This is a genomic window from Stenotrophomonas sp. Steno-Z4, from assembly GCF_056393145.1.
This window is the reverse complement of the sequence record NZ_JBWJPC010000001.1, coordinates 1409936-1424509: the sequence shown is the minus strand read 5'-3', so window position 1 is coordinate 1424509 and position 14574 is coordinate 1409936. Positions and strand designations below refer to the sequence as shown.

Here is a 14574-nt window from a genome sequence, read left to right as displayed (position 1 = left end):
GCAATCCCGTTGGGGGGCAGCGTGGGAGCAGTGGTGGGAGGCGCGTTCTCACTTGCGTTTCGCGGGTGTGCCAACGTCGTGCCGGACGCCCTGATCGGGGGCTGGCTGGGCATTGGCTGGACCAATGTGCAACGCTACCTGGACCCGGGCAGGGCCACGGCGCGGCTGCGCCCGCATGAGCGTGCGCTGGTCGACTACCCGGCCGTACGCGCGCTGCTGCATGAGTCCGGTACCAGTGTTGATGACCTGGACGCGTTGAAGTCTCTGGCCGCGCAGCTGGAACGGGATTTCAGCCGGGTCACCCGTGAATTCAATGCATACTGCCAGACCCGCAGGGTGCCACCGAATCCGCTCATTGCAGGCGTCATCCGTCATTTCTACCTGACCCATTGCCGCGATCGTGCGGTGATGCTGCTCGCCAAGCGCAACGCCACCGCCTGTTACCTGGTGGCCGCACGCGAAGGGCAGGGCACGGCCATCGCGGCCGCGCTGAACCAGGCAGGCACGCGCGCCGGCACCGTGCTGCGCCAGCTGCACTGCCCGTACCTGCGCGTGGACCTTGCCAATACCGCGCTGCGTGATGCGCATGCGTTCACCACCGACGAATGCCAGGGCGAGATGCGCGTGCATTCTGCTCCCGCCCGGACAGGGCACATGCTGGAGACACTGAAGCCCAGCGCACTGGTCGGCGTCACCTATCGTCGCCAGACGCGGCGACACTGTGAATCCGGTGATGCATCGGCATCGGCATCGGCAGCGACGCCGACACCGGCGGCGGAGTCAGCCGGCTCAGTCCATCACGCCCGCGCCGAGGTCCACTTGGGACCGCTGCTGCGCGCCAAGCTGCGTGGACTGGCCGCCGACAGCCGCACCTTGCGGGAACTGGACCGGATCAAAGGTGACTTGGCCGACCGCCGTCCTTGCGGCCACCCGGTGCGCTACCAGGGCATGCCGTATCAAGCGACCGACATCCACTGGGAAGGCCGGCAGAGCCCGGGCCGTAACACGGAGCGCCTGCTGTACCGTAAAACCCCACATGGCTACGTGCTGGTCGACATCGTCGACTACCACCGCCCACGCACCTGATCTAGCCGACGGCGCCAGAAAGATGCTCATACAGGATGGCGCTGCCGACGATGATCAGGATTACGCCGCCAGCGATCTCGGCACGCTTGCCGATCATGTCGCCCAGCACCCGACCCAGCATGATGCCGGTGGTGACCATCACCAGCGTGCACAGGCCGATCACCGTCGCCATCACGCCGATGTGCACGTCCAGGAAGGCCAGGCCCACGCCGACGGCCAGGGCATCGATGCTGGTGGCAAAGCCGGTGACGGCCAGGTGCCAGAAACCGTGGTGCTTGTCGGGGTCGTCGCTGTCAGCGTCCGGGTCGTGCCGCACGCCGTTGATGATCATGTGCACGCCCAGTGCACCGAGCAGCACGAAGGCGATCCAGTGGTCGAAGGCCTGCACGTAGGACGACGCGGCGCGGCCGAGCAACCAGCCGATCACCGGCGTAAGGCCTTCGATCACACCGAAGATGAGGCCGGCACGCAGCGCATCGGGAAAACGCGGCTTGCGCATGGCAGCGCCTTTGCCGATTGCCGCGGCGAAGGCATCGGTGGACATGGCAAAGCCGATCAACAGCATCGAAATGGGGGACATCACACGACAGTGCAGGTTGGGCGATGACGGACAACGGCCCACGTTCGCGCCCAACCTGTCGTTGCGCACGCGGACCGCTGGTCTCGCCAACCATCACTGGCTGCCCGCACCACGGCGCACTGGCCGAGCATGTTGATACGGGCGTTTCCTTCAGCAGGAAACAGGCTACTCCCCAAGGGGACGCGAAGCTTAGCACCGCGAACGCGGTTTACCGCCCAAATCGCCGAATTGCGCAGGGCGTGCTGGGATGTATAGCTTCGGCTATAAGCCGAAGCAGGTAGAGCGGACTGTTAGTCCGCTGCATGTCTCCGCAGCCGGGGGTAGAGCGGACTGTTAGTCCGCTGCGTGTCTCCGCAGCCGAAGGTAGAGCGGACTGTTAGTCCGCTGCATGTCTCCGCAGCCGGGGGGTAGAGCGGACTGTTAGTCCGCTGCATGTCTCCGCAGCCGACTAACAGTCGGCTCTACCGCAACGACGCAACGACGCAACGACGCAACGACGCAACGACGCAACCACGCGGCCACGCAGCCACGCAATCCGCGATCAATCCTCTTCCGGCGGCAACACCAACGGCTCGTCATCCAGCGTCAGCTTGCCGGCCATCAACACCGCCTGGGTACGATTGGTCACGCCCAGCTTGCGCAGGATCGCGGTCACATGCGCTTTGATGGTGGCCTCGGACACATTGAGGTCATACGCAATCTGCTTGTTGAGCCGCCCGGCGCCGAGCATCTGCAGCACCCGGAACTGCTGCGGGGTGAGCTCGCGCAGGCGCTGGCCGACCTCGCGTTCCTCGCGCCCGGTCGGCGGCACGTTGTGCGCCTCCGGCGGGGCCCAGGTTTCGCCATCCAGGATCGTGCCCAGCGCATGGCCGATGGTGTCCGAGTCGGCCGACTTGGGAATGAACCCGAACGCGCCGTGGTCCAGTGCCCGCCGCATCACGGTGGGCTCTTCGCGCGCGGACACCACCACCACCGGCAACTGCGGGTGCAGCGCCCGCATGTGCACCAGCGCGTTGAAGCCCTGCGCACCGGGCATGTTGAGGTCCATCAGGACCAGGTCGGCGTCGGCATGCTGGTCGGCCAGCTGGTACAGCGCTTCCACGCTGTCGGCCTCGTACAGCAGCACGCCCGGCATCACCCGCTGCACCGCGCCGCGCAGGGCTTCACGGAACAGGGGGTGGTCATCGGCGATCAGCAGGGTTGTCATGGGGGAGGTGGGAACCAATTACTTGACCTTACGCTCTTCCACCAGCGATGCCACCACCGACGGGTCGGCCAGGGTCGAGGTGTCACCCAGCTGGTCGGGTGCGTTCTCGGCGATCTTGCGCAGGATGCGGCGCATGATCTTGCCCGAGCGGGTCTTCGGCAGCCCCGGCGCCCACTGCAGGTGGTCGGGCGAGGCGATCGGGCCGATCTCCTTGCGCACCCACGCCACCAGCTCCTTGTGCAGCTCCTCGCTCGGCGTTTCGTCGGCCACCAGGGTCACGTAGGCATAGATGCCCTGGCCCTTGATGTCGTGCGGGAAGCCGACCACGGCCGCTTCGGCCACCTTCGGGTGGGAGACCAGTGCGCTTTCCACTTCGGCGGTACCGATGCGGTGGCCGGACACGTTGATGACATCGTCGACGCGGCCGGTGATCCAGTAGTAGCCGTCCTCGTCGCGACGGCAGCCGTCACCGGTGAAGTAGCTGCCCGGGTAGGTGCGGAAGTAGGTGTCGATGAACCGCTGGTGGTCGCCGTAGACGGTGCGCATCTGGCCCGGCCACGAATCGCGGATGATCAGGTTGCCTTCGGTGGCGCCGTCCTTGATCTCGCCATCGGCGTTGACCAGCGCCGGCTGCACGCCGAAGAAGGGCAGGGTGGCCGACCCGGGCTTGAGATCGATCGCGCCGGGCAGCGGCGAAATCAGGATGCCGCCGGTTTCGGTCTGCCACCAGGTATCCACGATCGGGCAGCGGCCATCGCCGACCACGTCGTAGTACCAGCGCCAGGCTTCCGGGTTGATCGGCTCGCCGACGCTGCCCAGCAGGCGCAGCGAGGCGCGCGAAGTGCGCTTGACCGGGGCATCGCCTTCGCGCATCAACGCGCGGATGGCGGTAGGCGCGGTGTAGAAGATGCTGACCTGGTGCTTATCGATCACCTGCCAGAAGCGCGAGGTGTCGGGGTAGTTCGGCACGCCTTCGAACATCAGCGAGGTGGCGCCGTTGGCCAGCGGGCCGTACACGATGTAGCTGTGCCCGGTGACCCAGCCCACGTCGGCGGTGCACCAGTAGATGTCCTCTTCGCGCAGGTCGAACACCGCTTCATGGGTGTAGGCCGCGTACAGCAGGTAGCCGCCGGTGGTGTGCAGCACGCCCTTGGGCTTGCCGGTGGAACCGGAGGTGTAGAGGATGAACAGCGGATCTTCGGCGTTCATCCGCTCCGGTTCGCACTGTGCCGGCTGCGGGTCCACCACGTCGTGGAACCAGCGGTCGCGCGGGGCCTGCATGTCCACCGCACCGCCGGTGTGGCGCACCACCAGCACGGTTTCCACCGTGGTGGTGCCGGGCAGCTTCAGCGCGGCATCCACGTTGGCCTTCAGCGGAATCCTGCGGCCACCGCGCAGGCCTTCGTCGGCGGTGATGATCAGCTTGCTGCCGCAGTCGATCACGCGGTCGGCGATCGAGTTGGGCGCGAAGCCACCGAACACCACCGAGTGGATCGCACCGATGCGCGCGCAGGCCAGCATGGCCACGGCCGCGTCAACGATCATCGGCAGGTAGATGGTGACCCGGTCGCCCTTCTTGACGCCCAGGTTGCGCAGCGCGTTGCCGAGGCGGCAGGTGCGCTCGTACAGCTCGCGGTAGGTCACGCCCTGCGCCGGCGCATCCGGGCTGTCCGGTTCGAACAGCAGCGCAACCTTGTCGCCGCGCTTGTCCAGCTGGCGGTCCAGGCAGTTCACGCTGGCGTTGAGTTCGCCGTCTTCGAACCACTTGATGCGGAAATCGTCGAGCTGGTAGCTGACGTTGCGGATCGTGGACGGCTTCCTGTACCAGTCCAGCCGCTCGGCGGCCTTGCCCCAGAACGCGTCGGGATTGTCCACCGATTCGCGGTAGAGCTGCTGGTAAGTGTTCTTGTCAATGCGCGCCTTGGCGGCAACGTCCGCTTTGACGGGGTAAAGATCGGCCATGGCACCCTCACTTGCACTAGGACTGGGTTGTGCGATCGCAGCATAACCCGCGATTCATCCCGCTCAGTTTGCCGCATCCACCGCGCCACGAGGTAAGCGAATGGTTAGACCTTGGTCGTAACGAGCAATTGCCGGCAGGTCACGGCCGTTGGTCGTGACCCCGGGTTCGACCAATTGCCAATAGCCGGGGTGCGTCAACCGGCCGCACGCTCGGCTCGACCGTGACCCCACACGCGGCGATCACTTTGCCACCCGGGAGAGAGGGCAACATGAGTACCCGTATGTTGAAGACCATGCGCAAGCCGTTGGCGACCTGCCTGTTGGTCGCGTTGGTGGCGCCTGGCATGGCGTTTGCCGAAACCGCCAAAGAGAAGCAGCTGGAAGCGCGCGTTGCCGAGCTGGAGCGCCAGGTGCAGCTGCTGCTGTCCACCACCCAGCAGCAGCAGACCCAGATCAGCCAGGCCCAGACCGATGTGACCGCGGTGAAGACCGTGCAGGCGCAACAGCCTGCCGCCGCCACCGTGCCCGCCGGCAAGCAGCCGATCCAGGTCACCACCATCACCCCGGGCGCCGCGCCGGGCACCACGGTCAAGATCGGCGGCTTCATCAAGGCCGACTTCCTGGCCACCCAGACCGGCGATGGCCAGCTGGCCGACGATGCTACCGGCCGCGCGCTGTACCTGCCGGGCCAGACCCCGGTGGCCGGTGCCGGCGGCAGCGGCGAGCGTTCCGACGTGGACTTCAATGCCCACGCCAAGTTCTCGCGCTTCAACCTGGGCATCGACAACGTCTCGGACAAGGGCAACAAGTCCGGCGCGTTCTTCGAGATGGACTTCTTCGGCAACTCGCTGGGCAACCAGACCGCCACCAATACCTACGGCGTGACCCTGCGCCACGCGTACATGTATTGGAACAACTGGATGGCCGGCCAGACCTGGTCGAACTTCATGGACGCCGCCTCGCTGCCGGAAGCGGCCGACTTCGTCGGTCCCACCGACGGCGTGCTGTTCGTGCGCCAGGCGCAGATCCGTTACACCCAGGGCGGCTTCAGCGTCGCGCTGGAAAACCCGGAAACCACCGTGCTCACCGGCACCCGCAATCCGGTTACCGGGGCGTGGACCAACGTGGCCAGCAACAGCGACCGTGGCTCCCTGCCGGACCTGACCCTGCGTTATGGCTGGAAGGGCGACTGGGGCACCTTCGGGGTCGGCGGTATCGTGCGCCAGCTCAAGGTCGACAACCAGGCCACCGGTGCCGACGCCGACAAGATCGGCGGCGGCCTGACCCTGGGCGGCAAGTGGGTGATGGGCGGCAGCGACCAGCTGCACTACCAGATCAGCGGTGGCGAAGGCATCGCCCGTTACGTTGGCCTGGGCGTCACCGCCGATACGGCCTACGACGTGGCCCAGGACGAACTCAACCCCACTGGCGTGCTGGCCGGCTATGTCGGCTGGCGCCACGCCTTCACCCCGAAGCTGCGCACCAACCTGATCTACGCCCGCAGCGACTACGACAACGACAGCGTGCTGGGCCCGCTGGTCACCAAGAGCGTGCAGAGCATCCGCGGCAACATCTTCTACACGCCGATGCCCAAGGTCGATATCGGCGCGGAGTACATGTACGGCGTGCGCGAGATCGAAGATGGCCGCAAGGGCGACATCAACCGCGTGCAGTTCACCACGAAGTACAGTTTTTAAGCATGGGTGCCGACGCATTGTCGGCACCTGCCACCAATGATTGCTTCGGAGGGGAAGCTTCTTATGTCCACCACACCCGTACCTGCAAAAGCAGAACTTACCAAGGGCCACAAGAAGGTCATCTTCGCGTCCAGCCTTGGCACCGTGTTCGAATGGTATGACTTCTTCCTGTATGGCTCGCTGGCGGCGATCATCGCCAAGCAGTTCTTCAGCGGGGTCAATGAAACCACGGGCATGATCTTCGCCCTGCTGGCCTTCGCGGCCGGCTTCTTCGTGCGTCCGTTCGGCGCGGCCTTCTTCGGCAGCCTCGGCGACCGCATCGGCCGCAAGTACACCTTCCTGGTCACGATCCTGATCATGGGCATCTCGACCTTCCTGGTCGGCGTGCTGCCCAACTACGCGTCGATCGGCTTCGCGGCGCCGGTGATCCTGATCGTCCTGCGCCTGGCCCAGGGCCTGGCGATGGGTGGCGAGTACGGTGGCGCGGCGACCTACGTGGCCGAGCATGCACCGGCCGACAAGCGTGGCCTGTACACCAGCTTCATCCAGTGCACGGCCACGCTTGGCCTGTTCATGTCGCTGCTGATCATCCTGGCCTGCCGCTACTTCCTGGGCAACGAGGCATTTGAAGCCTGGGGCTGGCGCATTCCGTTCCTGGTCTCGATCATCCTGCTGGGCATCTCGGTGTGGATCCGCCTGCAGCTGAGCGAGTCGCCGCTGTTCCAGCAGATGAAGGCCGAAGGCAAGGGCTCCAAGACCCCGTTCCGTGACAGCCTCAAGGACGGCAACCTCAAGCTGATGCTGCTGGTCCTGCTCGGCGCCGCAGCCGGCCAGGCCGTGGTGTGGTATGGCGGCCAGTTCTACGCGCTGTTCTTCCTGAGCAGCATGCTCAAGGTCGATGCCACCACCTCCTACCTGCTGATCGCCGGCGCGCTGGCCCTCGGTACGCCGTTCTTCATCTTCTTCGGCTGGCTGTCCGATCGCATCGGCCGCAAGAAGATCATCCTGGCCGGCTGCCTGTTGGCCGCGGTGACCTACATCCCGGTGTTCAAGGGCCTGACCCACTTCGCCAACCCGGCCATCGAAGAAGCCCGCAGCAGCTCGCCGGCCTTGGTCATCGCCGATCCGAACACCTGCTCGTTCCAGTTCGATCCGGTCGGCCTGCGCAAATTCACCAGCTCCTGCGACGTGGCCACCGCCGCGCTGACCAAGGCCGGTGTGCCGTACGACGTGCAGCCTGCCGCTGCCGGTTCGCTGGCGTTGGTAAGTGTGGGCAATACCCAGGTAACCTCGTTCGAGGCCGCGGGCCTGACCAAGGATGAGCTCAAGGCCAAGGGCGATGCCTTCGGTGGCGAACTCAAGGCGGCGCTGACCGCAGCGGGTTACCCGGCCAAGGCCGACAACGCGCGCATCAACATCGCCGGCACCGTGCTCATGCTGTGGATCCTGGTGCTTTACGTGACCATGGTCTACGGCCCGATCGCGGCCTACCTGGTCGAGCTGTTCCCGACCCGCATCCGCTACACCTCGATGTCGCTGCCGTACCACATCGGCAACGGCTGGTTCGGTGGCTTCCTGCCGGCGATCTCGTTCGCGCTGGTGGCCGGCACCGGCAACCTGTACTACGGCCTGTGGTACCCGATCATCATCGCGCTGATGACGGTCGTGGTCGGCGGCCTGTTCCTGCATGAAACCAAGGGTGTGGACATCACCAAGTAACCCGGTGATGGCGTGAACCAGAAGGGCCGTGGCATTGCCACGGCCCTTCTTCGTTTGGGTCTGCGAGGACACGCATGACGTGTCGCTACAGTGCGTCCGATGTGTAGCGACACGCCATGCGTGTCCTCGCGGTGCCGGCCACAACCATTGCTATATTCCCGCCATGGACCACCCCAGCACCGACACTGCCGCCCTCCAGGCCATTCTGCATACCCTGCGCCGCGCCTGGCAGGCCAACCGCCCGTCGCTGGAACAGCGCCGCAGCGACCTGCAGCGCCTGCGCGCTGCGTTGAAGGCACGCCTGCCGCAGATGGCCGAGGCCATCGCAGCCGATTTCGGCCACCGCTCCACCCATGAGTCGCTGATCGCCGATGGCATGACCGTGCTCAATGAGATCGACCACCTGCTCCGTCACCTGCGCGGCTGGATGCGCCCGCGCTGGGTCGGGGTGGGCTGGCGGTTCTGGCCGGCGCGGGCGCAGACCCGGCCGGTACCGCTGGGCGTGGTCGGGGTGATCTCGCCGTGGAACTACCCGGTGAACCTGGCGCTGATTCCGCTGGCCACTGCCATCGCGGCAGGCAACCACGTCGTCCTGAAACCCTCCGAGCACACCCCGCGCACCTGCGCCTTCCTGCACGACCTGCTGGCCGAGGTGTTCCCCGCCGACCGGGTAGCGGTCGTGCAGGGCGACGCCGCACTGGCGTCGGCCTTGGCCGGCTCGCCGCTGGACCATCTGGTGTTCACCGGCTCCACGGCGGTGGGCCGCAAGGTCATGGCCGCCGCCGCGCAGCACCTGACCCCGCTCACCCTGGAACTGGGCGGCAAGTCACCGGCCATCGTGTGCAGCGACTACCCGTTGCACAAGGCCGCCGCGCGGCTGGCTACCGGCAAGTGGTTCAATGCCGGCCAGACCTGCATCGCGCCGGACTATGTGCTGGTCGACAGCCGCCGCCAGCGCGAGCTGGTGCAGCAGCTGCAGACCCAGGTGCGCGCGCGCTACGGTGACTTCAGCAATACTGACGATTACACCCGCATCATCAATGAAGGCCAGTACCAGCGCCTGCTCGGCTACCTGGCCCAGGCGCGCGAACGCGGCGTGCCGGTGATCGAACTGGCCAGCATCGATCCCGAGCGCGCGCGCCGCGAGCGGCTGATCGTGCCCACCATCGTGCTCGACCCGCCGGCCGACCTGGACCTGATGCAGGAGGAAATCTTCGGCCCGATCCTGCCCGTGTGCGCCTATCCCGACCTGGATGCCGCCCTGGAATCAGTGCAGGGCCGCGACCGGCCGCTGGCGCTGTACGTTTTCAGCGAACAGCGGCCGGTGGTGGAGCGCGTGCTCGGCCAGATCGTGGCCGGCGGCGTCACCGTCAACGACACCCTGCTGCATTTCGCCATCAACGGCCTGCCGTTCGGCGGCGTCGGCCCCAGCGGCATGGGCGCCTACCACGGGCGTGCCGGGTTCGATGCGATGAGCAAGCAGCTGCCGATCCTGTGGCAGTCGCGGTGGGCGGCGAGCGATATGCTCAAACCGCCGTATTCACGCATTGCCGGTCTGCTTAGGTTGATTCTGCGCTGAGGGGGGTACCGACCAACGGTCGGTACCTACCCGGGGCAGCACCGCTCCGCATGCGTCGCGGCCGAGGCTCGCGGTCGACCGGTAGGTACCGACCGTTGGTCGGTACGGAACCGCCGACCCGCTACAATGCGCCCATGAAAATAGCCTCCTGGAACGTCAATTCGCTCAACGTGCGCCTGCCGCACCTGGAACAGTGGCTCACCGCGTTCGCGCCGGACGTGGTCGGCATCCAGGAAACCAAGATGGAGGACCACAAGTTCCCCGACGCGGTGCTGGCCGGGCTGGGCTACCGCAGCGTGTTCGCCGGGCAGAAGACCTACAACGGCGTGGCGCTGCTGTCGCGCGAGCCGGCGCAGGACGTGCAGATCGGCATTCCAGGCTTCGAGGACGAGCAGAAGCGGGTGATCGCCGGCACCGTCAACGGCGTGCGCATCATCAACCTGTACGTGGTCAACGGCCAGGACGTGGACACCGACAAGTACGCCTACAAGCTGCGCTGGCTGGAAGCGGTGCACGCCTGGGTGGCCTCGGAACTGCAGAAATACCCGGAGCTGGTGGTGATGGGCGACTTCAACATCGCCCCGGACGCGCGCGATGTGCACGACCCGCTGGTCTGGAACGAGAACCACATCCTGACCTCCACCGCCGAACGCGGCGCGCTCAACAAGCTGCTGCAGCTGGGGCTGCACGATGCCTTCCGGCTGCACAGCGAAGAGGAAGGCGTGTTCAGCTGGTGGGATTACCGCGCCGCCGGGTTCCGCCGCAACCTGGGCCTGCGCATCGACCTGACCCTGGTGTCGGATGCCCTCAAGGCGCGTGCGCTGGCTTCGGGCATCGACCGCGAGCCGCGCACCTGGGACCGGCCGAGCGACCACGCCCCGGCGTGGGTGCAGCTGGGCTGAAACGCACAAGGCCCGGCGGGTGCCGGGCCTTGCTGGAAAGGCGTAACGACCAACGGTCGTTACCTACCCTGTGGGGTTATCGAACGCTGCGGCGGGTGAAGAGGTTCACGATCGCCAGCAGGATCACGGCCCCGATCAGCGAGAACAGGAACGTGCGGATGGTGATCGCTTCATTGATGCCGCCGCCGAACAGGAAGCCGGCGATCAGCGCGCCGACGATGCCGACCACGATGTTGAGGATGATGCCCTGCTGCGCGTCGCGGCGCATGATGATGCTGGCAAGCCAGCCCACGATGCCACCGACGATCAACCAGATGATGATGCCCATGTTGTCCACTCCAGAGTTTGTGTGCCGATGAGACGGAGCCAGTTGACGGCAGCCCCCGTGAAGTCGTCGTGCAGCCGCATTGGCGGGGTGTTCGCATGAGCCTGCCGGCGACCCTGGACGGGCCCTGGCGGTTCGGCCCGGTCACCGTCTGGCGCCTGCCGCATGTGCCCGGTACCCGTGGCGAGCCGCAGGCGCGGGTGTTGCTGGCTGACCAGTTGGGGGGCAGCCCCGAAGACCTGCCGCTGCAGCGCGATCCGCGCGGCCGCCCGGAGCTGCACGGCCCGCTGGCGCATATCGGCACCGGCTGGAGTCACAGCCATGGCCTGCTGCTGGTGGGGCTGGGCGAGGGCGTGCGGCTGGGCGTGGATCTGGAGCCGCTGCGCCCACGGCCGCGCATGGCCGAAATCATCGAGCGCTTCTTCCACCCGACCGAAGTGGCATGGCTGCTCGGGCTGGACGAAGACGCCCGCACCCATTGGTTCTTCCGGGTCTGGTGCGCCAAGGAGGCCATCCTCAAGGCGCAGGGGCAGGGCATCTCGTTCGGCCTGCACCGCCTGCAGCTGGCGCCCGCCGCCGACGGCGCCCTGCACCTGGCCTGGTGCGACCCGGAACTCGGCCCGGCCCAGCGCTGGCACCTGCACGAATGGCAGGCCGCGGACGATTTCCGCGCCGCACTGGCCTGGCACGCGCTCTGAGCGCACCGAATCCGCGCAGTCAGCAGGTCCCCAGCCTGCGATAATGGGCGCATGACCGAACACACACTCCCGGCCGGCGTGGCCGATGCGCTTGAGCGCGGCCTGGCTGCCATGGGCCTGGATGCCACCCTGGCGCCGCCCCTGTTGACCTACCTCGCCCTGCTGGACCGCTGGAACCGCACCTACAACCTCACCGCCATCCGCGACCCGATGGAGATGGTCACCCGCCACCTGCTCGATTCGCTGGCGATGCAGCCGTACCTGGAGCAGGGCACCCTGGCCGACCTGGGCACCGGCCCCGGGCTGCCCGGCATTCCGCTGGCCATCGCCCGCCCGCAGCTGCAGGTGACCCTGGTGGAAAGCAACGGCAAGAAGGCCCGCTTCATGCGCGAAGCGGTGCGCCAGCTGGGCCTGGCCAATGCCCGCGTGGCCGAATCCCGTGCCGAAGCGCTGGCAGAGCCGGGCGCCTATGACAACCTCACCGCCCGCGCCATGGACACCCTGGCCGGCATCATCGCCGTCGGCGGCCACCTGCTGCGCCCCGGCGGACGCCTGCTGGCCATGAAGGGCGTCCACCCGCATGACGAGATCGCCCAGCTGCCGGCCGGCTGGCGGGTTGAGCAGGTCCTGCCACTGCATGTTCCGGGCCTGACCGGCGAGCGCCATCTGGTGGTGGTGGCCGGTCCGTGAGACACGACACGCCCCATGCCCGCATAATGCCCAGTCCCACCCCCTGCCGATGAGGCTCACCCGCATGGCCCGCATCATCGCCATCGCCAACCAGAAAGGTGGCGTCGGCAAGACCACGACTGCCGTCAATCTGGCCGCCGCCCTGGCTGCTGCGCCCAAGCGCGTGCTGCTGGTCGACCTCGATTCCCAGGGCAATGCGACCATGGGCAGCGGCGTGGACAAGCGCGAAGTTGCCGCCTCCACCTGCGACCTGCTGCTGGGCGAAAGCACCGCGGCCGACGTCCGGGTGACCACCCCGGAAGGCTTCGACCTGCTGCCGGGCAACATCGACCTGACCGCCGCCGAGATCCAGCTGATGGACCAGGGCGAACGCGAACAGCGGCTCAAGCGCGCGCTGGCCCCGATCCAGGACGAGTACGACTTCATCCTGATCGACTGCCCGCCGGCGCTGTCGCTGCTGACCCTCAACGCGTTGGCCGCCGCCGATTCGGTGATCGTGCCGATGCAGTGCGAGTACTACGCGCTGGAAGGCCTGAGCGCGCTGGTGGAAACCATCGATGCGCTGCGCGCCAACCTCAATCCCAGCCTGGAGATCGAGGGCGTGCTGCGCACCATGTTCGATGTGCGCAACAACCTCGCCAATGCCGTGTCGGCCGAATTGACCGATCACTTCGGCGACCGCGTGTTCCGCACCATCGTGCCGCGCAACGTGCGCCTGGCCGAGGCGCCCAGCCACGGCCAGAGCATCGTCGGCTACGACCGCGCCTCGCGCGGCGGCGTCGCCTACCTCGGCCTGGCCGGCGAGATCATCCGCCGCCACCACCAACGCAACACGGCCGGCAAGGCCATGGAGACCGCCTGATGAGCACCAAGCCCGCCCCCGGCAAGAAACGCGGCCTCGGCCGTGGCCTCGATGCGCTGCTGGGGCCCAAGGGCGCGGTGACACAGGTGCAGGCCGCGGCCGTGATCGAGCCGCTGCCGGGTGAAGTGCTGCGCAAGCTGCCGGTCAAGCACCTGCAGCCGGGCAAGTACCAGCCGCGCCGCGACATGGACGAAACCAAGCTCGCCGAGCTGGCCGATTCCATCAAGGCGCAGGGCGTGATCCAGCCGATCCTGGTCCGCCAGCTGGGCCCGGACAGCTTCGAGATCGTGGCCGGCGAACGCCGCTGGCGCGCGTCGCAGCTGGCCGGCCTGGACGAAGTGCCGGTAGTGGTGCGCGAGCTGGAAGACCGCACCGTCATTGCGATGGCGCTGATCGAGAACATCCAGCGCGAAGACCTCAACCCGCTCGAAGAAGCCGAAGCGCTGCAGCGGCTCATCAGCGAGTTCGCCCTGACCCACGCCGAAGCCGCCCAGGCCGTCGGCCGCTCGCGCGCGGCGGTGTCCAACCTGCTGCGCCTGCTGGAGCTGCCGGTGGCGATCCGCCTGCTGCTGGAAACCCGCCGGCTGGAAATGGGCCATGCCCGCGCGCTGCTGACCCTGGCGCCGGAACTGGCCAGCAAGCTGGCCCAGGAAGCAGCCGACCAGGGCTGGTCGGTGCGTGAGGTCGAACACCGTGCGCAGCAGTTCGCTGCCGGCAAGGTGCCTGCCTCGCTGCGCCGCAAGCCGAGCGCGGCCGCCCCGCAGGCCGACATCGCGTCGCTGGAAACCGAGCTGTCCGAATCGCTGGGTGCCCGCGTGGCGATCAACCACGGTCGCGGCGGCAAGGGCAAGTTGATCATCCATTACACCGACCTGGACACGCTGGACGGCGTGCTCGAGAAGCTCCGCGTACGCAAGGGCTGAGTCCCCCGCCACGCAAGAGGGAACCCACTTACCTGATGAACCCCACCAAGGTCGATCGCAACCATCTGTTGCGCCTGACCGACCTGCCAAATGTCGGGCCGGCCTGTGAGAAGGATCTTCGTCTGATCGGGATCCGTGTCCCCGCGCACGTGCGCGGCCGCGATGCCTACGACATGTACGCGCAGCTGTGCATGCGCACCGGGGTGCTGCACGACCCGTGCGTGATCGATGTGTTCCTGTCCATCGTGCGCTTCATGCAGGGCGAAGCCCCGCGTCCCTGGTGGGATTTCAGCAAGGAACGCAAGGCCACGCTGGCGCGCGAAGCGCCGCTGAGCCTGTAGTGA

Annotated in this window: 14 protein-coding genes; 10 read left to right on the top strand and 4 right to left on the bottom strand. The window is 67.0% G+C overall.

What is annotated here, in order from left to right:
- The first annotated feature begins 78 nt into the window (after positions 1-78).
- The gene (locus AC06E7_RS06330) at positions 79-1086 is read left to right on the top strand and encodes a hypothetical protein (RefSeq protein ID WP_478063559.1); all 1008 of its coding nucleotides are present in this window, start codon (positions 79-81) and stop codon (positions 1084-1086) included.
- Position 1087: 1 nt separating this feature from the next.
- Here the strand turns inward: AC06E7_RS06330 and mntP are convergent, their stop codons facing one another.
- From mntP to acs, 3 genes are all read right to left on the bottom strand, one after another.
- Entirely contained in the window at positions 1088-1666 is a 579-nt protein-coding gene (mntP, locus tag AC06E7_RS06325; RefSeq protein ID WP_093532614.1) for a manganese efflux pump MntP, read from the bottom strand.
- A gap of 541 nt (positions 1667-2207) precedes the next feature.
- Positions 2208-2873, bottom strand: a complete 666-nt coding sequence (locus AC06E7_RS06320) for a response regulator transcription factor (protein ID WP_068847883.1) — start codon at positions 2871-2873, stop codon at positions 2208-2210.
- Between the two features lie 18 nt (positions 2874-2891).
- Positions 2892-4835 carry an acetate--CoA ligase gene (gene acs / locus AC06E7_RS06315; protein WP_217537482.1) on the bottom strand — a complete coding sequence of 648 codons (1944 nt, stop codon included), beginning with the start codon at positions 4833-4835 and terminating at the stop codon, positions 2892-2894.
- Between the two features lie 269 nt (positions 4836-5104).
- Here acs and AC06E7_RS06310 point away from each other — a divergent pair, with 269 nt between their 5' ends.
- The 4 genes from AC06E7_RS06310 to xth all read left to right on the top strand — a co-directional run bounded on the left by AC06E7_RS06310 (position 5105) and on the right by xth (position 10732).
- Complete coding sequence (locus AC06E7_RS06310; protein ID WP_210131374.1) at positions 5105-6532, top strand: DcaP family trimeric outer membrane transporter; 1428 nt, start codon at positions 5105-5107, stop codon at positions 6530-6532.
- A gap of 63 nt (positions 6533-6595) precedes the next feature.
- Positions 6596-8251: an MFS transporter gene (locus tag AC06E7_RS06305; RefSeq protein ID WP_184126043.1), complete on the top strand. Its 1656-nt coding sequence runs from the start codon at positions 6596-6598 to the stop codon at positions 8249-8251.
- Positions 8252-8414: 163 nt separating this feature from the next.
- The gene (locus AC06E7_RS06300; protein WP_478063555.1) at positions 8415-9830 is read left to right on the top strand and encodes a coniferyl aldehyde dehydrogenase; all 1416 of its coding nucleotides are present in this window, start codon (positions 8415-8417) and stop codon (positions 9828-9830) included.
- A 134-nt stretch (positions 9831-9964) separates the two neighbouring features.
- Positions 9965-10732: an exodeoxyribonuclease III gene (xth, locus tag AC06E7_RS06295; RefSeq protein ID WP_068847873.1), complete on the top strand. Its 768-nt coding sequence runs from the start codon at positions 9965-9967 to the stop codon at positions 10730-10732.
- Positions 10733-10808: 76 nt separating this feature from the next.
- Here the strand turns inward: xth and AC06E7_RS06290 are convergent, their stop codons facing one another.
- On the bottom strand, positions 10809-11060 hold the full coding sequence (locus tag AC06E7_RS06290; RefSeq protein WP_068854466.1) for a GlsB/YeaQ/YmgE family stress response membrane protein: 252 nt from the start codon (positions 11058-11060) through the stop codon (positions 10809-10811).
- 95 nt (positions 11061-11155) lie between these two features.
- Here AC06E7_RS06290 and AC06E7_RS06285 point away from each other — a divergent pair, with 95 nt between their 5' ends.
- The 5 genes from AC06E7_RS06285 (at position 11156) to AC06E7_RS06265 (ending at position 14571) form a co-directional block, all read left to right on the top strand.
- Positions 11156-11755 carry a 4'-phosphopantetheinyl transferase family protein gene (locus AC06E7_RS06285; protein ID WP_093532617.1) on the top strand — a complete coding sequence of 200 codons (600 nt, stop codon included), beginning with the start codon at positions 11156-11158 and terminating at the stop codon, positions 11753-11755.
- A gap of 51 nt (positions 11756-11806) precedes the next feature.
- Positions 11807-12445, top strand: a complete 639-nt coding sequence (gene rsmG, locus AC06E7_RS06280; protein WP_210131371.1) for a 16S rRNA (guanine(527)-N(7))-methyltransferase RsmG — start codon at positions 11807-11809, stop codon at positions 12443-12445.
- 64 nt (positions 12446-12509) lie between these two features.
- Entirely contained in the window at positions 12510-13307 is a 798-nt protein-coding gene (locus AC06E7_RS06275) for a ParA family protein (RefSeq protein ID WP_217537486.1), read from the top strand.
- On the top strand, positions 13307-14230 hold the full coding sequence (locus AC06E7_RS06270; protein ID WP_068847864.1) for a ParB/RepB/Spo0J family partition protein: 924 nt from the start codon (positions 13307-13309) through the stop codon (positions 14228-14230). The genes AC06E7_RS06275 and AC06E7_RS06270 overlap by 1 nt, the downstream gene beginning before the upstream one ends.
- Before the next feature lie 35 nt (positions 14231-14265).
- Complete coding sequence (locus tag AC06E7_RS06265) at positions 14266-14571, top strand: helix-hairpin-helix domain-containing protein (protein ID WP_068847862.1); 306 nt, start codon at positions 14266-14268, stop codon at positions 14569-14571.
- The last annotated feature ends 3 nt before the right edge of the window (positions 14572-14574 follow it).